The sequence below is a fragment of the Nitrospinota bacterium genome (assembly GCA_016235255.1).
In the GTDB taxonomy this organism is placed as follows: domain Bacteria; phylum Nitrospinota_A; class UBA7883; order UBA7883; family JACRLM01; genus JACRLM01.
Window position 1 is genome coordinate 1 of record JACRLM010000084.1, and the last position, 20703, is coordinate 20703.

26 protein-coding genes are annotated in these 20703 nt (G+C 57.0%); 8 read left to right on the forward strand and 18 right to left on the reverse strand.

The window, feature by feature from the left end:
• Positions 1-165: 165 nt before the first annotated feature.
• The 11 genes from HZB29_11120 to HZB29_11170 form a co-directional block, all read right to left on the reverse strand.
• Positions 166-501: a hypothetical protein gene (locus tag HZB29_11120; protein MBI5816144.1), complete on the reverse strand. Its 336-nt coding sequence runs from the start codon at positions 499-501 to the stop codon at positions 166-168.
• The gene (locus tag HZB29_11125; GenBank protein MBI5816145.1) at positions 492-797 is read right to left on the reverse strand and encodes a hypothetical protein; all 306 of its coding nucleotides are present in this window, start codon (positions 795-797) and stop codon (positions 492-494) included. The genes HZB29_11120 and HZB29_11125 overlap by 10 nt, the downstream gene beginning before the upstream one ends.
• Positions 798-902: 105 nt before the next feature.
• Entirely contained in the window at positions 903-1478 is a 576-nt protein-coding gene (locus HZB29_11130; GenBank protein MBI5816146.1) for a hypothetical protein, read from the reverse strand.
• Positions 1479-1529: 51 nt separating this feature from the next.
• Positions 1530-1922 (reverse strand): type II toxin-antitoxin system VapC family toxin, encoded by a 393-nt coding sequence (locus HZB29_11135; GenBank protein MBI5816147.1) that lies wholly within the window; start codon positions 1920-1922, stop codon positions 1530-1532.
• The gene (locus HZB29_11140) at positions 1919-2149 is read right to left on the reverse strand and encodes a hypothetical protein (GenBank protein ID MBI5816148.1); all 231 of its coding nucleotides are present in this window, start codon (positions 2147-2149) and stop codon (positions 1919-1921) included. Before HZB29_11140 ends, HZB29_11135 begins: the two co-directional genes overlap by 4 nt.
• 169 nt (positions 2150-2318) lie before the next feature.
• A complete protein-coding gene (groL, locus tag HZB29_11145; GenBank protein MBI5816149.1) occupies positions 2319-3950 on the reverse strand; it encodes a chaperonin GroEL in 1632 nt (543 codons plus the stop codon).
• Between the two features lie 45 nt (positions 3951-3995).
• Positions 3996-4289: a co-chaperone GroES gene (gene groES / locus HZB29_11150; protein MBI5816150.1), complete on the reverse strand. Its 294-nt coding sequence runs from the start codon at positions 4287-4289 to the stop codon at positions 3996-3998.
• A 308-nt stretch (positions 4290-4597) separates the two neighbouring features.
• On the reverse strand, positions 4598-4870 hold the full coding sequence (locus HZB29_11155) for a hypothetical protein (GenBank protein MBI5816151.1): 273 nt from the start codon (positions 4868-4870) through the stop codon (positions 4598-4600).
• Positions 4871-4879: 9 nt separating this feature from the next.
• Positions 4880-5629 carry an MBL fold metallo-hydrolase gene (locus HZB29_11160; GenBank protein MBI5816152.1) on the reverse strand — a complete coding sequence of 250 codons (750 nt, stop codon included), beginning with the start codon at positions 5627-5629 and terminating at the stop codon, positions 4880-4882.
• A gap of 218 nt (positions 5630-5847) precedes the next feature.
• Positions 5848-6468: a helix-turn-helix domain-containing protein gene (locus HZB29_11165; GenBank protein MBI5816153.1), complete on the reverse strand. Its 621-nt coding sequence runs from the start codon at positions 6466-6468 to the stop codon at positions 5848-5850.
• The gene (locus tag HZB29_11170) at positions 6465-7508 is read right to left on the reverse strand and encodes a P-loop NTPase (protein ID MBI5816154.1); all 1044 of its coding nucleotides are present in this window, start codon (positions 7506-7508) and stop codon (positions 6465-6467) included. Before HZB29_11170 ends, HZB29_11165 begins: the two co-directional genes overlap by 4 nt.
• 281 nt (positions 7509-7789) lie before the next feature.
• Here HZB29_11170 and HZB29_11175 point away from each other — a divergent pair, with 281 nt between their 5' ends.
• From HZB29_11175 to hypE, 8 genes are all read left to right on the forward strand, one after another.
• Complete coding sequence (locus HZB29_11175; protein MBI5816155.1) at positions 7790-10006, forward strand: hypothetical protein; 2217 nt, start codon at positions 7790-7792, stop codon at positions 10004-10006.
• A 226-nt stretch (positions 10007-10232) separates the two neighbouring features.
• Entirely contained in the window at positions 10233-11729 is a 1497-nt protein-coding gene (locus HZB29_11180; GenBank protein ID MBI5816156.1) for a leucyl aminopeptidase, read from the forward strand.
• 10 nt (positions 11730-11739) lie between these two features.
• Positions 11740-12072 (forward strand): hydrogenase maturation nickel metallochaperone HypA, encoded by a 333-nt coding sequence (locus tag HZB29_11185; GenBank protein MBI5816157.1) that lies wholly within the window; start codon positions 11740-11742, stop codon positions 12070-12072.
• Positions 12072-12728, forward strand: coding sequence for a hydrogenase nickel incorporation protein HypB (hypB, locus tag HZB29_11190; GenBank protein MBI5816158.1), 657 nt, complete (start codon positions 12072-12074; stop codon positions 12726-12728). The genes HZB29_11185 and hypB overlap by 1 nt, the downstream gene beginning before the upstream one ends.
• Entirely contained in the window at positions 12718-15003 is a 2286-nt protein-coding gene (gene hypF, locus HZB29_11195) for a carbamoyltransferase HypF (GenBank protein MBI5816159.1), read from the forward strand. Before hypB ends, hypF begins: the two co-directional genes overlap by 11 nt.
• 21 nt (positions 15004-15024) lie before the next feature.
• Positions 15025-15264 (forward strand): HypC/HybG/HupF family hydrogenase formation chaperone, encoded by a 240-nt coding sequence (locus HZB29_11200; protein ID MBI5816160.1) that lies wholly within the window; start codon positions 15025-15027, stop codon positions 15262-15264.
• Complete coding sequence (hypD, locus tag HZB29_11205; GenBank protein ID MBI5816161.1) at positions 15251-16357, forward strand: hydrogenase formation protein HypD; 1107 nt, start codon at positions 15251-15253, stop codon at positions 16355-16357. The genes HZB29_11200 and hypD overlap by 14 nt, the downstream gene beginning before the upstream one ends.
• The gene (hypE, locus tag HZB29_11210; protein ID MBI5816162.1) at positions 16350-17366 is read left to right on the forward strand and encodes a hydrogenase expression/formation protein HypE; all 1017 of its coding nucleotides are present in this window, start codon (positions 16350-16352) and stop codon (positions 17364-17366) included. Before hypD ends, hypE begins: the two co-directional genes overlap by 8 nt.
• A gap of 59 nt (positions 17367-17425) precedes the next feature.
• Here the strand turns inward: hypE and rpsS are convergent, their stop codons facing one another.
• From rpsS to tuf, 7 genes are all read right to left on the reverse strand, one after another.
• Complete coding sequence (gene rpsS / locus HZB29_11215; GenBank protein MBI5816163.1) at positions 17426-17719, reverse strand: 30S ribosomal protein S19; 294 nt, start codon at positions 17717-17719, stop codon at positions 17426-17428.
• 9 nt (positions 17720-17728) lie between these two features.
• Positions 17729-18556: a 50S ribosomal protein L2 gene (rplB, locus tag HZB29_11220; protein ID MBI5816164.1), complete on the reverse strand. Its 828-nt coding sequence runs from the start codon at positions 18554-18556 to the stop codon at positions 17729-17731.
• 18 nt (positions 18557-18574) lie between these two features.
• Positions 18575-18868 carry a 50S ribosomal protein L23 gene (gene rplW, locus HZB29_11225; protein ID MBI5816165.1) on the reverse strand — a complete coding sequence of 98 codons (294 nt, stop codon included), beginning with the start codon at positions 18866-18868 and terminating at the stop codon, positions 18575-18577.
• On the reverse strand, positions 18865-19488 hold the full coding sequence (gene rplD / locus HZB29_11230) for a 50S ribosomal protein L4 (GenBank protein ID MBI5816166.1): 624 nt from the start codon (positions 19486-19488) through the stop codon (positions 18865-18867). Before rplD ends, rplW begins: the two co-directional genes overlap by 4 nt.
• A gap of 3 nt (positions 19489-19491) precedes the next feature.
• Positions 19492-20205 (reverse strand): 50S ribosomal protein L3, encoded by a 714-nt coding sequence (rplC, locus tag HZB29_11235; protein MBI5816167.1) that lies wholly within the window; start codon positions 20203-20205, stop codon positions 19492-19494.
• Between the two features lie 28 nt (positions 20206-20233).
• The gene (gene rpsJ, locus HZB29_11240) at positions 20234-20554 is read right to left on the reverse strand and encodes a 30S ribosomal protein S10 (protein ID MBI5816168.1); all 321 of its coding nucleotides are present in this window, start codon (positions 20552-20554) and stop codon (positions 20234-20236) included.
• A 10-nt stretch (positions 20555-20564) separates the two neighbouring features.
• The coding region (tuf, locus tag HZB29_11245) for an elongation factor Tu (protein MBI5816169.1) at positions 20565-20703 on the reverse strand (139 nt) is incomplete at its 5' end.

Sequence of the window (20703 nt, forward strand, 5' to 3'; positions counted from 1 at the left end):
ATCCATTCTTCCCTTGCCAGTTTTCCCGTTACCGTTTACTCTTTTCATGTGACCTCCTTGCTTTCCGTTGTTTTCGTTCAAAAACATGGTAGCAGGTGAGGTCATACCTTCGTTTCAACTAAGTTTAGGACACTTTCGAAAGGGCGGCTTTGCGCTTTCTTAAAATCAGGGAAGCTCATTCCAGGCGGAGGCTATTTTTTGAGCAAGACCTGAACCGTCAACCGGGGAAATGGGAATATGCAAAGAAGGATTTGCCACGGGATGTTCATGCCATCCGCGAATACTATCTGAATCAATGCCCCAAATGCGGGAGCCATCGCCGATCATGGCGAACGCTACCGTCCCGGTGCGCCCATTAAGATAAACCTGTATAAACCGATCTTTGGCAAGGATAACGCGCCCTTTGACGATGAACGCTTCTGAATGAAATGTGACGCCATGGACAAATTCAAGGCTGGAAATTGAGTGGAGAAAAGAGCGGACAAATCCGTCTATATCCATTCGGCTTTCAACGTTTCGTAGTGTTCTTTAAGGGTCTGGGCTTCTTCCCATTCCCAAAAGTCTTTTTCAACATCATGGGAAAAGGGGTCTTTACCCAGATCACCGGCGCTGGTTTTCTCCTTGAATTCGCTAAAGTCCATTTTCCATTTTTCACGAAAGCCGGAAATGATTTTGTCGAGGCTGGCTGTTTTAAGCTCTATATAGTCGCTGAATACCGTCCTCAAGGCGTTGTCCATGTCGGAAGAGCCTGTCGTCTTCAGCAGGAACTCGCCAAGTTTTGGGGAGATAACAGTCATTACAGTGGCTCCGAGAATATGGTAACAGTTTAAGCTTGTTGGATGACGAAGCGCAAGAGGGATGAGTGGACGCCCAGGACTGGGGAAGTGTCAGACAAATTACCGTCACTGTACACATCGTCTTATTTGTAATCGTATATAAGGATACTTGCCGCCGTCGGCTGGATCATATGAAAACAGTAAATACATTTCATCAATGTTCTTTGCTGGAATTGGTGGCATTTTGCGAATCCCTTCACCCATATCATTATATGTGATAGTGGACTCATCCGTATGTACTACCAAAATGACTTTGGAATAGCTTTTGGATGACCTCACCTCACCAAGCTTTCCATCCTTTACTGTAACAATATTATTCAATTTATCAATTACATCTGACAATTGCCACACGCAATAAACCTGACTACCACTTTGGCACTTTTCAACGGCTTCTTGGCTTACTAACTCAGTAACTTCAACAGCGACTAGAGCGCCTAATTTATCCTCGGCAATACAATCGGGCGGATCTTTATCAGACCACCTTGGGTTTCTTAATTCAAATTCGCCATTAAGCTCCTTTGCATTAATTAAGTCCCTCAAAATCCCTAGTTCTTTTACGCGTTTATCAGGCCAATCGAAAAAAGGCGAATATTTACGTTGCCGATCAATTGCGTTCTTCAATTCTTCAAATTCGTCATCCATTTCTATAACCCAAATATTGTATAACATCCCCTCGATGCCATCGCCATTCGTTTATCTGACTAGCCTATTCACCAGTTCCGGGTAACGTGGGAATGCGCTATCAAGACTAAGAAGACTCGCGTCATGCTCCAACGCTGTGGCTATGATTATCCGATCGAACGGATCCTTGCTTATTTCCGCAAGGTTCACGGCTCGTTCGGCGATGGATGGCGATAAATGAAAAATCTCTATCCCGGATTTTTCCAGAGCCTCGTTGAACCATTGTCCTGGCGGAACCGGCAGTTCCAGACGGCCGCGCTTTGCCGCCAACGCTATTTCGAAGCACGATACGCTGGCCACCCCGGCCCTCTCGCTTGTGTTTAGCGCTGAAAGAAAAGTGGATGGCAACCGGTCATGCTCCAGATTCACCCACCAGAACCATACATGGGTGTCCAGAACGATCATTTAAGGCATTCCCAGTCTGATTCCGGAATCACCGGGGATATGATATCCCCCAAAGTCTTCCCTTTGCCGGCTATCATGGGAGATGGCCGCCGCCTTACCGGGCGTTCATCCGGTATTGCGGAGCCGGGCACTTCCGTTACGATAACGCGCATACGCTCTTTGCCGGGAGCCTGGTTTACCCATTTCAACTGGCCGTGATCGTATATAGCCTCGTAACTTTGCGGCATCCGCATACCCTCCATTCGGCATGATATATTTTACCCGCTTTTGCCGGAGAAGAACAGCAAGGAGGCAAAAAAGGCCGGGAAGCTTAAAACTCCCCGGCCTTTATCAAATCACACCCCCTCGGTCACGAAAGCGTGACCACTCCCCCTTGTAAAGGGGGAGAAACGGGGATTAATACATCCCTTCCATGCCGCCGCCGCCGGGCATCGAAGGCATCTTCTTGTCCTCCTCCGGCAGGTCTGCGATCATCGCTTCGGTGGTCAGCAGAAGGCTGGCTATCGAAGAGGCGTTCTGCAGCGCCGTGCGGGTCACCTTCGTCGGGTCGATAATCCCCGCCTCGAGCATGTCCACATACTCGCCGGACGCGGCGTTGAGCCCCACGTTCTGCTTGTCCTTGAGCACGTGCTGGACCACAACGGAACCTTCCAGCCCGGCGTTGCCGGCGATCTGGCGCAGCGGCTCTTCGAGCGCGCGGCGGATGATGTTCACGCCGATCTCCTGGTCCTTGTTCGTCGTTTCCACCTTCTCAAGCGCGTTGACGCAGCGGATAAGCGCCACGCCGCCGCCGGGGACGATGCCTTCTTCCACCGCCGCGCGGGTGGCGTGAAGCGCGTCTTCCACGCGGGCCTTCTTCTCCTTCATCTCAGTCTCGGTGGCCGCGCCCACGTTGATCACAGCCACGCCGCCGACGAGCTTTGCAAGCCGCTCCTGGAGCTTCTCGCGGTCGTAATCGGAGGTGGTCTCTTCGATCTGGTTGCGGATCTGCTTTACGCGCCCTTCTATGTCCTTGCCTTTGCCTTTGCCTTCCACGATGGTGGTGTTGTCCTTGTCCACCGTGATGCGTTTGGCCTGGCCCAGGTCCTCAAGGCCCACGCTCTCCAACTTCACGCCAAGCTCTTCGCTGATGACGTTGCCGCCGGTGAGGATGGCGATGTCTTTCAACATCTCTTTGCGCCTGTCGCCAAAACCGGGGGCCTTCACCGCGCACACCTGAAGGGTGCCGCGCAGCTTGTTGACCACCAGGGTGGCCAGCGCCTCCCCTTCCACGTCCTCGGCCACGATGATAAGCGGCTTGCCCATCTTCGCGATCTTTTCCAGGATCGGCAGCATGTCTTTCATGTTGCTGATCTTCTTCTCGTTGAGAAGGATGTAAGCGTCCTCAAGATGGCACTCCATCTTGTCCGGATTGGTGACGAAGTACGGGGAAAGGTAGCCGCGGTCAAACTGCATCCCCTCGACGATCTCCAGCGAGGTCTCCATGCTCTTGGCTTCCTCGACCGTGATCACGCCGTCCTTGCCCACCTTGTCCATCGCCTCGGCGATAAGCTGGCCGATGCTCTGGTCGTTATTGGCGGAAATGGCGCCGACCTGGGCGATCTCCTTCTTGTCCTTGGTGGCCTTGGAAAGCTTCTTGAGCTTCTCGAGCACTTTTTCCACGGCCAGGTCTATGCCGCGCTTCACGTCCATCGGGTTGGCCCCGGCGGCCACGGTCTTCATCCCCTCGCGGAAGATGGCCTGGGCCAGCACGGTGGCGGTGGTGGTGCCGTCGCCGGCGATGTCCGAAGTCTTGGAGGCCACCTCGTTGACGAGCTGGGCGCCCATGTTCTCGTATGGGTCCTTAAGCTCCACTTCCTTGGCGACGGTGACGCCGTCCTTGGTGATGATCGGGGAGCCGAATTTCTTGCTGATGATCACGTTGCGGCCTTTCGGGCCCAAGGTGACTTTCACCGCGTTGGCAAGCTGGTCCACGCCCCGCATGATCTTGTGACGGGCGTCTTCGCTGTATGATATCTGTTTGGCCATTTATCTAGTCCTCACCTCGTGTGTTTGGTTCGTTGTTTAAGCTTGTTACTCGATGATTCCGAGGATGTCGTCCTCGCGCATGAGCAGGTACTCCTCGCCCTCGATCTTGATCTCGGTGCCGGCGTATTTGGAGTAGATCACCTTGTCCCCCTTTTTCACCGACATGGGGCGCACCTTGCCGTCTTCCAGCAATTTACCGGAGCCGACGGCGATAACGGACCCTTCCTGCGGCTTTTCCTTGGCGGAATCAGGGATTATGATCCCACCCTTCATCGTCTCTTTCGCTTCCGCCGCCTGGATCAACACCCTGTCGTGCAACGGCTTGACTTTAACACCCATCTAGCATACCTCCATAATAATCAATAAATTATGCACAGAAAGTTAATCCACCTTAACATACGCAGGTGGACTGTTAACAATGCTTTGAATGTAAAAACATCCACCGTTAGCGCTCCACACCCACGAGCGCTAACAACTGTGACAAGATAATACCCCCTGACCGGAAAAGCAAGGTATGACCGAGATTTTTTTATTATTTTTTGGGAGGCGGGATCCATCGCCCATCCGGCTTTCCGGCAGGATGGCGGCATGGTGTGATCAGGAATTAAAAGGCCACGCTGGAGCGCGGCGATCCCTGCGGCGGAATTTCAGCGCAGTATGGCGGGGAGCGCCAGGTTCCCCTCGCGCGCCTTGCGGCCCACGGCTATCTTGCATCCCATGATGGTCACAAGCCCGTACTTCTCGTTTAGCTTGGTCATCAGCCGTTCAACGTGCCCGATATTCACGTTATTTGTCTTCACGGCGCCCGACTGATCCACGTCCAGCCCGGCATCGGCGAGGACTTCCATGAGTTTCTGCTTGCCGATGATGCCCATCTCGCGCTGGATGATAAGCTCGACGATCTGGCTGTACGTGACCATTTGGTTAAATTACTCCGTTTGCGAATAGATGTAGTCGCCGCAATCCAGGTTTTTCAACGCGTCGATATACTTGCGCACGTCCTTGTTTATTATCGAACCGTGCTGGGAGGCGATCATGCTGATGTCCAGCTTGTCCAGCTTGTTCATGCCGCTGCGCAGTATCTGGTTGCTGGGCATGTAGTTCTCGTGGAACGCCTTCATCGCTTCCATATAGTAATCGTTGGCGTACAGGCTCCAGTCAAAAGAGAATCCGCCGAACAGGTCTCCGGAGAACAATATTTTGCTCTTCGTGTCATACGTCATGTACGCCCCGGGGAAGTGCAGGTACGGGGTGAAGATGAACTTCAATTCCCTGCCAGACCGGAGGGTCAATTTCCAGTCGTTCTGGTCCACATGGAAAAAATCGGACCGGACGCCGTAATGGGCGATAAGCACCGTGGCCCTGGAATGGGCGACAACCTGGCACTCACCGCCAGTCCCGAAAATAAGCTCCTCAAACCGCGGGATGGCCGCGCAAAGGTCCGGATCCTGGTGGGTGACGATTATGTGGCTTATCTGCTTGAACTCCACAAGCCGGCACACCTTTGAGAGCACCACTGGAAAATGCGGCACGGAACCGGGATCGAACAGGATCGCCTGGTCTCCATCTATCAAAAGGTAAGGGTTGCAGTGGAAACCGGCGGCTTTGTCGTTAAAGCCGACCCAGTAAATGCCGTCGGCTATTTCCACCGGCTTTGAAGTGTCCATCTCTTCGGTCATTTCAATCTCCAAATCACAGGGATTTACAAAAAAACGATCCCCACAAAATCACTTAAGAACGATTCTTACCCATCCCTTACAAACCAATTATCAATCAGTTCAGGGATCGCTCAATTCCCAATCACTAACTTTATAATTAGAACCGGAAATCATGTTCGAATCAAGCGAAATTTAAAGTAAACAATAATCATCAATTGCCGGGACCCAATTTAACGCCCCTATCCCCCCGCGTTGTACTTCGAGCTTATCTCCTCCGGATCAAGCCCGAGGGCCTTGGCGTAAGCCTTTAAAAAACCCTTGAGGAACACCGGGGCGGGAAAGCTTTTGAAATTTTCGCTTTCTATGGCCTCCAGATATGCTTTCTTCACCTTGGTCATTGCCGATATCTCGTCCAGCGACGCCCCTCTGGCCAGCCGGATATTGCGAAGGTGGGAGCCTGATATGGCGCCGGAGGTGAAGGCCGGATTGACCGTGGGCTCCTTGCGCCTTGAAACTGCGCCGTTGCCTCCTTCCACTCTTGCAGGCTGATGCTCGGCATGGCTCCCATCCGGACCGGAGGCGGCTTTCGGGCCGATTCGGCCATGATCCCCGGATTCGCGCATCGTGGCGTCATATTCAGCCCGCCGGGCGGCGTCGGTCAGCGTGTCATACGCCTCCTGTATCCGCCGCGCGATCCATTCCCTCTCAACCTCGGAGATGGCGCCGCAGCACGCCCTGGAGTTCTCCGCATACACCGACGTCAGGTGCATGTACGCCCGCTCAACCTCGTCCTGCCTGGCGGAATACGGCAGGTTAAGCAGGGCGTAGTGGTCCAGTGTCCTTACGTCGGCCGGTTTCATGCGTTGATAAGGTTGAGCTGCTGGACCTTCGCCCGCATCTTTTCGGATACGCGGCCCAGTATGTCCTTGAGGACGAGGTTGAAACAGGCGGTGGTCTCGCTCTTCTCGTATTCGCGGATAAAAGGCCTCCCGCGCCTTGCGGACAAGGTGGCCCTGTCGTCGTATGGGATGTGCCCGGAGTAGGACATCTCCAGCCCGTAGAATTTCTTCACTATCTCGCAAATGGAATGGCCGATGTACCTGTCATGATGGTCCCTCGCCATGTTCACCACAAGGTAAAGGTCCATGCCGTAAAGGTTTCTCTCCATGCGCATGGCCTGCGCCGGATCCATCTTGGCGATCTTCTCGAGCGCCCCTTCCACGGCCGCCACAAGGTTGCCCTCCTTGCGGCTTTCCAGGTATTCGTCCACGATCTGCTCGAAAAGCGGCCTGTCCGCCGACGCTTTGAGCCTGCGGTACACAGCCGCCCGGATGAAACGGTAGGCAAGCTCTATGGCGGCAGGCTCCGGGGTGATGACGATCACCCCCGCGTCCGACTCCAAAAACAGGTCCACCCCGTTGAAGTTGACCCCGGGCCCGATGTCCACAAGAAGATGGTCGCACTTCAAGGTCTTCATGCGCTTGATGATCTTTGATTTTAGCGCATAACTTATGTTGGCCGCCGTCAGGAAGTCCGCCGCCGCCGGAAGAAGGCTAAGATGCTTTACCGGCGACGGGACCAGCAGGTCCGCAAGGTCGGCCACGTCCCCCCGGGTGAAATCCGAAAGTGTCTTTGTGGGGGGCTTGATACCAAGGGCCGAATGGGCGTTTGCAGAACCAAAGCCGCCATCGAAGAGGACAACCTCGCTCCCCTCTTTGGCCAGCGAGATGGCCAGGTTTGCGGCGATGAACGTCTTGCCGCACCCCCCTTTGCCCCCGCCGAAAGTCCAGATTATTTTTTCCAGCCCGGCTTCGATGTCCGACAAGATGAGTTTTTCTCCATGGCGGGCGATCCCCGCCCATGCCCCGAATTTGAATGGTGAGGCGCCACTTGCGTCCACACCCCATCCAAGTTTAATACATCCTATATTATCAAACGAGTCGAAGCAAATGTATAATTTACAGTGATACGAATATGGACAAATCAACCTTCTCTCTTTTCCCGGGTGATTTACGGCAACCGATTTGCCCGAATTGGTCTCATCCGATGACCGTTGCGCGCGTCTTTATCATTTTCAATCCGCGCATATTGTATTACCATTAAACGCTCTCAAGCGAAATGGGCGCATGGGACACTCTTCTACCTGACATTTGTGAAATCCAGGCAATCGATAACCACAAGATGGGCAATTTCCCGCCGCTGACACCAGGGACCAAGGCCATTATTGCCGCGCTCCTGGCTCTTGCGCTGTATTGGACACACTTCATCTTTTTCAGAACCGTGGACTTCCATGCGGCAAACTCCATGTCCGGCGATTTCTGGAGCGATAAAAATAGCTTTACCGCCAGCTTGAAGGATGAATTCATCCCCCAACAACTTCCCGGCCCGATGGACATTTGGGCAGGCGGTGAAGAAAAAGAGCTATTGGTGGAGGCGCCTTGTTTCTGGCGAGGCGCTGTGGTGAATATACATTTTTACGACACGCACGAGGCCTTTCCGCCCACGCTGTCCATTTCGGCGGATGGAGCGCCTCTCGGCAGGTTCCAGTTGGAAAAAGGCAAAGGGCTTTCCGCCGGGAAATGGTTTACGGAAGGGAAACGTTCAAAGGTTGAAGTCCCGCCATTCGCCTGCGGCTGGCCGGCCGCCAATGTAATACTTTCCATCCGCAACGTTGGCGGATCATGGGGGGCGATGGAAAAAATATCAATTCACCCGGTTGCCGGAATACTGGAATACTCCCTCCTCGCCGCTGGGTGGATTCTGGCGGCCTTAATTTCCATTTACGTTTTCAGGAGCCGAGCCGAAAAAATAAGCGCTCCCGAAGGACCGGCGATTATTTCCGGCACGTCCTTGTGGCTTGCCGCCATCGCGGTTGGTGGTGGCGGCGTCTTGTCTCTGCTTGCGCTTTATCTGGCGCATGACCCCGATCTTGGAAACTCTTTCTCCATCCCGTTTTTCCTTTGGAGAGTTCCGCTGACGCTTTTCGAAGCTTACGCAAAATACAAACTCGAGACGCTGGCCTTTTTATTCGCCGCAAACCTTCTCCTTTGGCGGTGGGGGGCGCGGCGGATGGATATACACCACAAGTTTGCGATCGCATCCCTGCTAATGGCTTCGCTGGCCGTGTTGATGGCGTGGAACCTGCGCGGAGCATGGGGGGCGGTGGACAGGCAGGTGGACTCCAGCTCCTACATCAACGCTCAACCCGCCAGGACATATCTGTACCCGGCGTTTATCCACGCCTTCACAGGAGGTAATATCGCTGGCGGAGCGGAAAAAGAAAGGGGGGCGCTTGTGAATGTGGCCAGGGGGCAAAAGCTTGTGGCGGCCGCCGCGTTCCTGTTTTTCATCGTCTGCCTGACGCTTTACGCACCCCCGGCGCTTACGGCTCCGCTGGGACTATATCTGTGGCTTGGCGGATATGTCACGCCATTGAGCTCTATATTGACGGAGCCTTTGGCGCAGGCGTGGATATTCCTTCTGGCCGGGGTGTTCGCCCTCTTTGCAAGATACGGCGTGGCTCCACTTATTCCGCTGGCGGGGCTATTGTGCGGCATCGGCTATCTGATCAGGCCGGCGGAGATATTCATGATCGTTCTTCCGGCCGTGATGATTTTTATGTTGTGGCGGCGCAAGGGGATCAAAGGAACGTGGTCAAGCGCCTCCATCGCCATTGCATTATTCGCCGCCGCCGTTCTTTCCCAGATAATTTGTACGTTCACAACATACGGAGTCCTCACCCCTTCACCGATGTACAACCAGCAGCGGATGGCGTTCGCGCTGCAGGTGGCGGAACCTTCGGACATTGGCCTGATGCCGGACGAATTGAGCGGATTGTTTTTCAAACGCTCCCTGGAAAGAAAGCATGTTGAGGACAAAAGCTTCCGGGGAAGCCGGGACCCGAAGAAAGTTGCGGCGTTCGAATATCTGGACACCAACGTTTATCAGGTGGCCTATCCTGTGGCGCGTGAAATATTGAAAGGTCATGGGCTGGAACCTGGCGCCGCAAACTTTAACGAACTGTTCGGCAAAGTGAGCGGGCCAATCCTGGCCCGGCATTGGGACAAGCGCGGGGCGATATTCATCGAATCGCTCAACTGGGCGTTGTATGAAGAGACTTTCAACCTTGCCCGGAAAGGGGCCTTGAACTGGTTTATCGGGCTTTTCATGATCGCCCTCATCCTCGCCTGCAGGGAGCATGCGGCCATTTCGCTTGGATTGATGCTGGCCCACGCCGCGAATATCATCGTGATTTGCATGTACAACTTCCCCATGCCAAGATATTACGAACTGACCGAGTTCGCGTTTCCCGCGTCGCTTGTCCTGATGGCGTATTCGATCCTGCGCAAGGCGGAGGAGAAGGTGTTCCGGCTGGCCACTGATAGCGCGTCAATTTGATTTAAGTTGTCATGTTGAGCGAAGCGAAACATCCCCCTCAGCTTGCTGTTTCGATGATACTCAAAGGAGATTCTTCGGCTTCGCCTACAGAATGACAAACTGAAGCGCCACCGGCGCCTTAAATTGATTGATAGGCCGTGCGCCGGGGAATATACTTGAATTTGTTTAAAGAGCTGTCCGGCCCCGCGTCAAAAGCGCAATGGGCCATTTTGCAAATTGGAGGTATATGAAATTCATCGTTTCGGCCTGTGATCTGGCCAAAGTCAAAACAGAAGGTCTTGTGGTCCCGATGTTCGAGGGGGAAAAGATAGCAGGAGATATCAAGACGCTGGACGGGGCGCTTGGGGGCTTTATCGCCCGGTCGGCCAAGAACGGCGTGTTCGAGGGGAAATATGGCCAGTCGCTTTCCACCGACTCTTTGGGAAACGCGCCAGCCGGCAAAATAACGCTTGCCGGCATGGGCAAACGGGAGGAACTTACGCTTGAAAGGGTGCGCCAGGCGGCCGGAGGATCCGCTAGGACGATGCGCAACGCCGGGATCCGGAATTTTGCGACCGGCCTTGCCATGATACGCCCCGGCGGGGTGGACGAACAGTCCGTGGCGCAGGCGGTGGCCGAGGGGACGACGCTGGCTTTGTATTCTTTCGAGAATTTCAAATCGGAAAAGTCCAAAAAGAAAATCGAAAACATCCTTGCCGCCGCGCGCTCGAAAAGCGACGAGCCAAGGCTTCAAAAAGGGGTGGACAAAGGGGTGATCCTGGCCGAGGCGGCATGCATGGCGCGCGACCTTATCAACCTTCCGGGCAACGTGGTCACCCCCACATATCTTGCGGAGAAGGCGCGGGAGACCGCGAACAAGTACCGGCTCAAATGCACGGTGTTCGGCCCGAAGGAGATCGAGAAGCGCAAGATGGGGGGCCTTATGGCCGTGGCGAAGGGAAGCCGTCAGCCCGCCCGTTTCATCATCCTTGAATATATGAAGGGGCCGAAGAATCAAAAGCCGGTGGCTCTCGTGGGCAAGGGGCTAACGTTCGACACCGGCGGAATATCCATAAAGCCGTCGGAGCGTATGGAGGAGATGAAGGCGGACATGTCCGGCGGGGCGGCGGTGATCGGGGCCATCCGCGCGGCGGCGGCCTTGAAGCTCAAGGCGAACATCGTGGGGCTTATCCCCTCCACGGAGAACATGCCCGGCGGCTCCGCCACAAAACCGGGAGACGTGGCCACATCCCTTTCCGGCGTGACCATGGAGATAATCAACACCGACGCGGAAGGAAGACTCATCCTCTCCGACGCGCTGGCCTATTCAAAAAAGTTCGATCCGGACTGCGTGGTGGACATCGCCACCCTCACCGGGGCCTGCATGGTGGCGCTGGGCTACTACGCATCCGGCCTGTTCGGCAACGACGACCAGCTCATCGAGCAGATCCGCGAGGCGGGCGAGGCCACCGGGGAGCGCTGCTGGCCCATGCCGCTGTGGCCGGAGTATGAAGAACAGATAAAAAGCGAAGTGGCGGACATAAAGAACGTGGGGCCGCGCTGGGGGGGCGCCATCACTGCGGCGGCCTTTCTAAAAAAACACGTCTCCGGCAAATGGGCGCATCTGGACATCGCCGGGACCGCGTACAACACCGAAAAGGGCCGCCCGTACCTTTCATACGGCGGCGTCGGGATCGGAGTGCGCCAGATGATAAGCTTCATCGAAAAGAGGCTCGGCCTTTAAGTTGCACGAGATGTCCATCGCCATGAACGTGGCGCGGATAGTGGAGAACGAGGCGCGGGAGAAAAACGCCGCCCGGGTGACGAGCGTCACCGTGGACCTGGGCGAACTTTCGGGCGTGGCCGCCGAAGCGCTGGAGTTTTGTTACGAGGCCGCTGTCAAAGGGACACTGGCGGAAGGGAGCAGGCTTATTATAAACAGGATCGCCCCGCAGGCGGTATGCTCCGGGTGCCAGGAGAAGTTTTCGCCGCAGGCGGCGTTCTTCGAATGCCCCAGGTGCGGCGAGTTTGGCGCGAAGCTTGCCGCAGGCGAGGAGCTTTGTGTGCGTGAAATGGAAATCGGATAATGACGCAGGTAGTGCAGGTCAAAAAGGACGTCCTTTCGAAAAACGCGCGGATCGCGGAGGAGAACCGCCGCATATTCGCATCGAGGGGCCTTTCGGTGATAAATTTCGTAAGCTCCCCCGGCGCCGGGAAAACAACCCTGCTCCAGCGGACCATAAACGATTTGAAAGCCAAGACCGGCTTTGCCGTGATCGAAGGGGACCAGGAGACGGACAACGATGCGAAAAAAATCGCTCAGACCGGGGTCCCCGTGGTGCAGGTGAACACCTTGTCCGCCTGCCATCTGGACGCGGAGATGACCCGCAGGGGCTTTGATTCGCTTAAGCTGGACGGCGCGGCAATGCTGCTCATCGAAAACGTGGGCAACCTCGTCTGCCCCGCCTCCTACGACCTTGGGGAGAAGATGAAGGTGGTGGTGATGTCCGTAACGGAAGGCGAGGACAAGCCGTTAAAATACCCGAAGATGTTCCGCGTCTCCTCCGCGCTGGTGATGACCAAGGCGGACCTTCTGCCGCATGTTGATTACGACCTGGCCATGGCCGTGGATTACGCGAAAAAGGTGAATCCGTCCCTTGCGGTGTTCACCGTGTCCGCCAAAACAGGCGAGGGGCTGGGGGCGTGGTACGATTTCCTGCTGTCGCAGCGCCATGAGCCATGATCCGGCCCTGGTACGAAATGTCATAACCGTAACAGGCGTCGTCCAGGGGGTGGGCTTCCGCCCTTTCATTTTCAACCTCGCCGCAAGGCTCGGCGTTTGCGGCCACGTGCAAAACACATCGCGCGGGGTGGAAATCGAGGCGGAAGGGAATTCCGGCGCTGTTGAATCTTTCGAGCGGGCCATAACGGAAAACGCTCCGCCGCTGGCCCATATTGTTTCCATCCAGTCGCGAAATACGGCCGCGCTGGGAACTAACGGGTTCTCAATAGCGGAGAGCAGATCGGACGCCGCAAAGCTTATCTCCGCCCCGCCGGACTCGGACGTTTGCGACGACTGCCTCCGCGAGATGTTCGATCCGGCGGACAGGCGCCACCGATATCCGTTCATCAACTGCGTCAACTGCGGCCCGCGTTTCACCATCATAACGTCCGTGCCATACGACAGGCCGAACACCACGATGTCACACTTCGCCATGTGCAACGAATGCCGCGCCGAATACGGCAATCCGGCTGACCGGCGTTTCCACGCGCAACCTGTCGCATGCCCCGCGTGCGGCCCGAAGCTTGATTTGCGAGACGGCGGTTTCAACGTGATCCAATGCGCCGACCCTGTGAAGGAGACTATCGCAATACTGGCCGATGGGCGCGTGGTGGCGATCAAGGGGATCGGCGGGTATCACCTGGCCGTGGACGCTCTCAACGATGAATCAGTCGCCACCTTGCGCCAGCGCAAGCGCCGCGACGAAAAACCGTTCGCAATAATGGCCGGCTCTGTTGAAACGCTGAAACGTTTCGCGCATGTCTCCGGAAAGGAGGAGGCGCTTTTAAAAAGCCGCCCCCATCCCATCACGCTTTTGCGGAAGACCGGCGATTCCGTGATGGCCGCAGTGGCCCCGCGCAACAAATTGATCGGCGCCATGCTCCCCTACTCTCCTCTCCATCATCTGCTTTTCGACAATGCTCCTTTCGGCGCGCTGGTGATGACCAGCGCCAACGTGAGCGACGACCCCATCGTCCACACGGAAGATGACGCGCGTGACCGCCTCGCCGGGATCGCGGATTATTACCTCACGCACGACCGCCCCATCCACAACCGCGCCGACGATTCCATCGAAAAGGTGATGGACACCGGTCCTGTCATAATCCGCAGGTCGCGCGGCTACACCCCTGTCCCGGTGATGCTGGACAAGGAATATCCGGACATCCTTGCGGTGGGGGGCGAATTGAAAAACACCTTCTGCGTCGTCAAGGGGGACAGGGCGTACATAAGCCAGCACAACGGCGACCTTAAATACGAGTCCGCAATGGAAGCCTTCAAGGACGGCGTTGGGCGGATGCTCGATATCCTTGGCGCAAAACCGGAGGCGGTGGCCTTTGACATGCACCCCGATTACATGAGCGGCCATTTCGCCAGGGAGATGGACATCCCGGTCAAACACGGCGTTCAGCACCACCACGCCCACTTCGCCTCGCTGATGGCTGAAAAACATTTTGACGGCGAAGGGATCGGTATAATTTTCGACGGCACGGGATACGGCGCGGACGGGGCCATATGGGGTGGTGAATTTCTTACCGGCGGCGCGCGGGGGTTCAAAAGGCTCGGCGCCACGCGGCCCGTCCCTCTTTTGGGTGGCGACATGGCCGTGAAGGAGCCATACAGGATCGCGCTGGCCGTGCTTTTCGATCTTTTTGAAAATGACCTCCCGCCGCTTCCGCTGCAATGGCTCCGGGAGTTGGACTCAAATCGCATAGACTTGTTCCGCTCGATGGCCAAGCGAAGTGTCAACGCTCCTCTTTCCCACGGGATGGGCCGGATGTTCGACGCGGCCGCGGCGCTTTGCGGCGTGCGCCACATCTCCTCTTTCGAGGGGCAGGCGGCCATGGAGCTTGAAATGGCGGTTGCCAAGGGTGGGTTTGAAAGTTATCCTTTCTGGATAGAGCCTTATCTGGACATCGCGGCGCTGGATTTATCGCCCTCGTTCCGCGCCATCACCGGTGATCTGATTAAGGGGGTTCCGGCGGGGGTGATGGCGGCAAGGTTCCATGAGACCGTGGCGCGGGGAGCTTTGGCGATGACAAAGCAAATCCGCGATAAAACGGGGCTTGATGACGTTTTCCTTTCGGGCGGCGTGTTCCAGAACTCCGTGCTGACGGATAGGCTGAAATTTATTCTCGATGCTGAGGGTTTCAGGGTCTTCACCCATGGCCGGGCCCCGTCCAACGACGGCGGCATATCGCTCGGCCAGGCCCTCATCACCGCAAAAATGATAGGATGATTCAAGAAGGAGGGGGGACAGATGTGCGTAGCGGCGCCGATGAAGGTTGTGGAGGTGGGCGAATACAGTTGTGTGGCGGAGATAGACGGAGTCCGCAAGAGCGCCAGCATCATCGCTTTGGAAGAGGTGAAGGTTGGTGATTACATAATGGTGCACGCAGGATTGGCGATATCAAAGCTTGATCCGGCGTCCGCTGAGGAAACATTGCGGCTGATGCGGGAAATAGTCGCCACGGAGAAGCGCAACGATGAAATACATTGATGAATTCCGCGACGGCGCGCTGGCCAGAAAGCTTGTTGCCGACCTGGAAATCGAAGCGGAGAGGCTGTCCCGGCGCGTGACGCTTATGGAAGTATGCGGAACGCACACGATGGCGATATACCGGCACGGGTTAAAGCCGCTGTTCCCGGAGAAGGTGCGTCTTGTTTCCGGCCCCGGCTGCCCTGTGTGCGTGACGCCGGCCGGATATGTGGACATGGCGATAACGCTGGCGCGCACGCCTGGAGTTATCATCACCACCTTTGGCGACATGCTCAAGGTCCCCGGATCGCAGACGTCGCTTGTGAAAGAGCGAGGGGCCGGGCGGGACGTGCGTGTGGTCTATTCACCAATGGACGCGGTGGAGACCGCAAAATCCAGCCCGGACAAGGAAGTTGTCTTCCTCGGAGTCGGCTTTGAGACCACCGCCCCGTCTGTGGCGGCGGCGATATTGACGGCAAAACGTGAAGGTGTGAAGAATTTTACCGTTCTGGCCTCCCACAAGGTGATGCCCGAGCCGATGGAGGCCTTGACCAAAGGTGAACTGAAGATAGACGGCTACATATGCCCGGCGCACGTCTCCGCGATAATCGGTGAGCGCGGATACAGGCGGCTGGCGGAAGTGTACGGCGTGCCGTGCGTGATAACAGGATTTGAGCCGCTGGACATGTTGCGAGGCGTCATCATGCTCGTCCGGCAGATCGCCGAAGGGCGGGCCGTGGTGGAGAACGAATATTTCCGGGTGGTGAAGCCTGAAGGTAACGTGAAGGCGCAGGCGATATTGGCCGACGTGTTCGAAAAATCCAACGCTGTGTGGCGCGGATTGGGCCCGATACCGGACAGCGGGCTTGCCATATCGCCAAGGTATGAATCGTATGACGCGATGAAGAAGTTCAAGCTAAGCGAGCCGGACGTGCGGGAGAACCCCGCCTGCCTTTGCGGCGAGATATTGAAAGGGCTCAAAGAGCCGCTCGATTGCGGGCTTTTCGCCACGGCATGCACACCGGAGAACCCGGTGGGCGCATGCATGGTCTCTTCCGAAGGGACGTGCGCGGCGGAGTTCCGGTATGGAGAGAGGAGCAGGGCCAATGCGTGACGATATGATACTGCTCGGCCACGGCTCCGGCGGGCAGATGACCCATGATCTGGTGAATAAAGTAATACTCCCGCTCATCCACGAAGGACGCGAGGCTCCTGAACAGGAGGATTCCACACCGCTCACCCTTCCCACCGGCGAAATCCGCTTCACCACCGACAGCTACGTGGTGGACCCGATAATCTTCCCCGGCGGGGACATCGGAGACCTGGCGGTGAACGGCACTATAAACGACCTTGCGATGGGTGGAGCGGTCCCCTTTGCGTTAAGCCTCGGATTCATTCTCGAAGAGGGGCTTTTGATGGACGATTTTACGAAAGTGTTGCGCTCCATCGGCCGGGCGGCGCGGGAGGCGGGGATACAGGTGGCGTGCGGGGACACGAAGGTGGTGCCACGGGGGCGTGGCGATAAGATTTTTATTAACACATCCGGGGTGGGCCTTGCGCGCAACGGCCTGCGGCCTGGATCCGCGGCGGTGAGACCCGGCGACAGGCTCATCATCAACGGCACGGTGGGGGACCACGGAGTCACCATCATGTCCATGCGCGAGGGATTGAAGTTTGAATCGCCGGTGAAAAGCGACACGGCGGCTCTCCACACGTTGGTGGACGCGCTTGTGAAGGCCGGGGTGGAGATACGCGCCATGCGAGACCCCACGCGCGGCGGGCTTGCCACAGTGGCTGTGGAGATCGCGGAAGCTTCCGGGGTGCACATACGCCTCGACGAAACCGCCATCCCCGTGAACAAGCATGTGGCGGCGGCCTGTGAGATATTGGGGCTGGATCCGCTGATGGTGGCCAACGAGGGGAAAATGGTGTTAGTCACGCCGGAGCGCGACGCGAAGAAGGCGCTTGATGTGATGCGCTCGCACCCACTGGGGAGGGACGCGGCGATGATCGGCGAGGCTTTGGAGACTGACGGGCGGGCCAAGGTGACGCTCACCTCATACGCCGGCGGCGCCAGGATGGTGAACAAACTTCCGGGCGAATTATTGCCGAGGATTTGCTGAAGTAAAAAAGCGCGTCCCTTTTCAGGAACGCGCCTTCGATGAATTGTTCGAAACGGGCCTTAAGCCGCCGGAGCCGACCCGGTGGAACGTTTCTCCCCTTTCGCGTGGCCGCGATAGTTGCGCGTGGCGGCGAACTCGCCGAGCTTGTGCCCCACCATGTTCTCCGTGACGTACACAGGGATGAACTTGCGCCCGTTGTGCACGGCGAATGTCACCCCGACGAATTCCGGGGTGATTGTCGACCTGCGGGACCAGGTCTTGATTATCTTCTTGTCCCCGGCGGCGGCGGCCTCTTCCACCTTCTTCTGGAGGGAAACCTCCACATACGGCCCTTTTTTAAGCGATCGTGACATTTTTTTCCCTTATTTGCCGCGCTGTTTGACTATCAGTTTGGAGGAAGCCTTCTTGCGCTTCCTGGTCTTGAATCCCTTTGTCGGCTTGCCCCACGGGGTCACCGGATGGCGCCCGCCGGAGGTCTTTCCTTCACCGCCGCCGTGCGGATGGTCCACCGGATTCATGGCCACGCCGCGCACCTTCGGCCGCTTGCCAAGCCAGCGGGAGCGCCCGGCCTTGCCGATGGTGACACCCTCGTGGATAGCGTTGCCTACGGCGCCGACGGTGGCCCTGCACATGATTGGAGCCTTGCGCACCTCGCCGGACTTAAGCCTTATAAGCGCCGTGTCCCCTTCCTTGGCCATAAGCTGGGCCGAAGTGCCGGCCGAACGGATCATCTTCGCCCCTTTGCCGGGAATCATCTCCACGCAATGGATGATCGCGCCCAGCGGTATGGACTTTAACGGCAACGCGTTGCCGGTCTTTATCTCCACCCCTTCGCCGGACATGAGCGAATCGCCCACCTTCAGGCCTTCCGCGGCTATGATGTAGCGCTTCTCGCCGTCCGCGTAATTGAGCAATGCGATGTTGGCGGTGCGGTTCGGATCATACTCGATGGTGGCCACGGCCGCCGGGATCCCGTCCTTGTTCCGAAGGAAATCGATCACGCGGATGCGGCGCTTGTGCCCGCCGCCGCGCCTGCGCATGGTGATGCGGCCAAGGTTGTTCCTGCCGGCCGACTGGAATTTCGATTTGAGAAGGCCCTTCTCCGGGCTATCCGCAGTGATCTCGTCGAAGTTCATCCCGACCCTGCCGCGCATGGCGGGCGATGTCGGCTTGTATTTCTTTAGCGCCATTTACTTAAACCTTCTTTCCTACACCTGGTCGAATACTTCGATGGTCTGGCCCTCGGCGATGGTCACCACCGCTTTTTTCCAGTCCGGCCTGCGCCCCTCGGTCTTGCCGAGCCTCTTGCGCTTGCCTTTGACGTTTATTATGTTCACCTTGTCCACCTTCACCTTGAACACTTCCTCCACGGCCTTCTTGACCTCGGTCTTGTTGGCCCGGCTGTCCACGGAGAACGTTATCTTGTTGGCGTTGTCTTTCGCGTCGCTCGCCTTCTCGGTGATGATCGGGCGGCGGATAAGGTCGTGCGGTTGTCTTTTCATTTGGCCAGCCTTTCCTGTATCTTGCCCAGCGCGTCCTTTGTCATGACGATGTGGTCCGCGTTGACAAGGTCGAACACGTTGATGGCGGCCGCCTGAAGCAGTTTGACGTCCGGAAGGTTGCGGAAACCAAGCTCCACGTTCTTGTCCTTGCCGTCCACCACGATGAGCGTCTTGCCGGAAAGGCCCAGCTTGCCCAAAAGGGCCGCGGCCTTTTTCGTCTTGGCGGCCTCAAGTGCTATCCCATCCACCACCATGATGACGTTTTCCTTGGCCCTGGCGGTCAGGGCGGAGCGCAACGCCCCTTCCCTCGCCTTCTTGGGCATGGTGTATCCGTAGTCGCGCGGCCTGGGCCCGAACACCGTGCCGCCCCCCCGGAAAAGGGGCGAACGGGTGGAACCGGCGCGGGCGCGGCCCGTGCCTTTTTGCTTCCACGGCTTTGCGCCGCCGCCGCGAACCTCGTCGCGCTCCTTGACCTTGTGGGTGCCCGCGCGGCGCGAGGCCAACTGGCTTACCACCACGTCGTGGACCAGATGGGCCTTCACTTCCACCTCGAAAACCGAGGGGGCAAGCTCCACTTCGCCCACTTTCTTCTTCTTCGCGTCTATTATGTCCAATAACATTGCTTACTTCCCGCTCTTCTTCTTGGAAGCCTTCAGCGGGTTCACAAACTTCGCCTCGGTCTTCACTTTTTCACGTTTCTCGCGCCTGTCCGAACGCTCCACAACCACAAGGTTGCCGGCAGCCCCGGGAACCGAACCCTTCACGAGCACCAGGTTCTTCTCCGGGAATATCTTCACAAGCTCAAGGTTGAGCGCCTTGACCTTCTCGCTTCCCAAGTGTCCGGGCATTTTCTTGCCCTTCATTATCCGGCCAGGCCACTCCCTCATGCCGATGGAGCCGCCATGCCGGAAAAACTCGTGTGTGCCGCGGCTGGCAGGGAACCCCTTGAAGCCGTAGCGCTTCATCACGCCCTGGAACCCCTTGCCTTTGCTCACCCCGGTGATCGAAAGGTAATGGGCGCCGTCCAGAACGCTGGTTGTCACCACGTCACCCGCCTTTAGCTCCACACCCTTGTCAAACCTGAATTCCTTCAGGTACCGGTGGGCCTTCACCCCGGCCTTGGCGCAATGCCCGGCCAGCGGTTTGGCGATCTTTTTCTTGTCCTTCTTCTCCAGCGGCTCGAAAGCCAGCTGCACCGCCGAATATCCGTCCTTCTCGGCGGTCTTCACCTGCACCACGGGGCACGGCCCAAGCTCGAGCACCGTCACGGGTATCTCGTCCCCGCTCTCGGCGTACACCTGGGTCATCCCCAGCTTCTTTCCTATAAGTCCGTTCATCGTAAAGCTTCCAGCCTTCCTTTTTCGACTACAGCTTGATCTCGATGTCAACCCCGGAGGACAAGTCCAGCTTCATCAGCGCGTCCACCGTCGTCGGCAACGGGTCCATAATGTCTATAATCCGCTTGTGAGTCCGTATCTCGAACTGCTCACGCGATTTCTTGTCCACGTGCGGCGAGCGCAGGACCGTCCAACGGTTGCGGACGGTGGGCATCGGAATCGGCCCGATCACCCGCGCGCCCGACCGCTTCACGGTCTCCACTATCTCCTGCACGCTCTGGTCGAGCACCCTGTGATCGTAGGCCTTCAGCCTGATCCTTATCTTCTGCCCAGCGCTAATTGTCGTCATTTGATAGATCCTACTCCAAAACTTCCGTTATCACACCCGCGCCCACGGTGCGTCCGCCCTCGCGGATCGCGAACCTAAGCTCTTTTTCCATCGCGATTGGCGTGATCAGCTCAACGCTTATAGACACGTTGTCGCCGGGCATCACCATC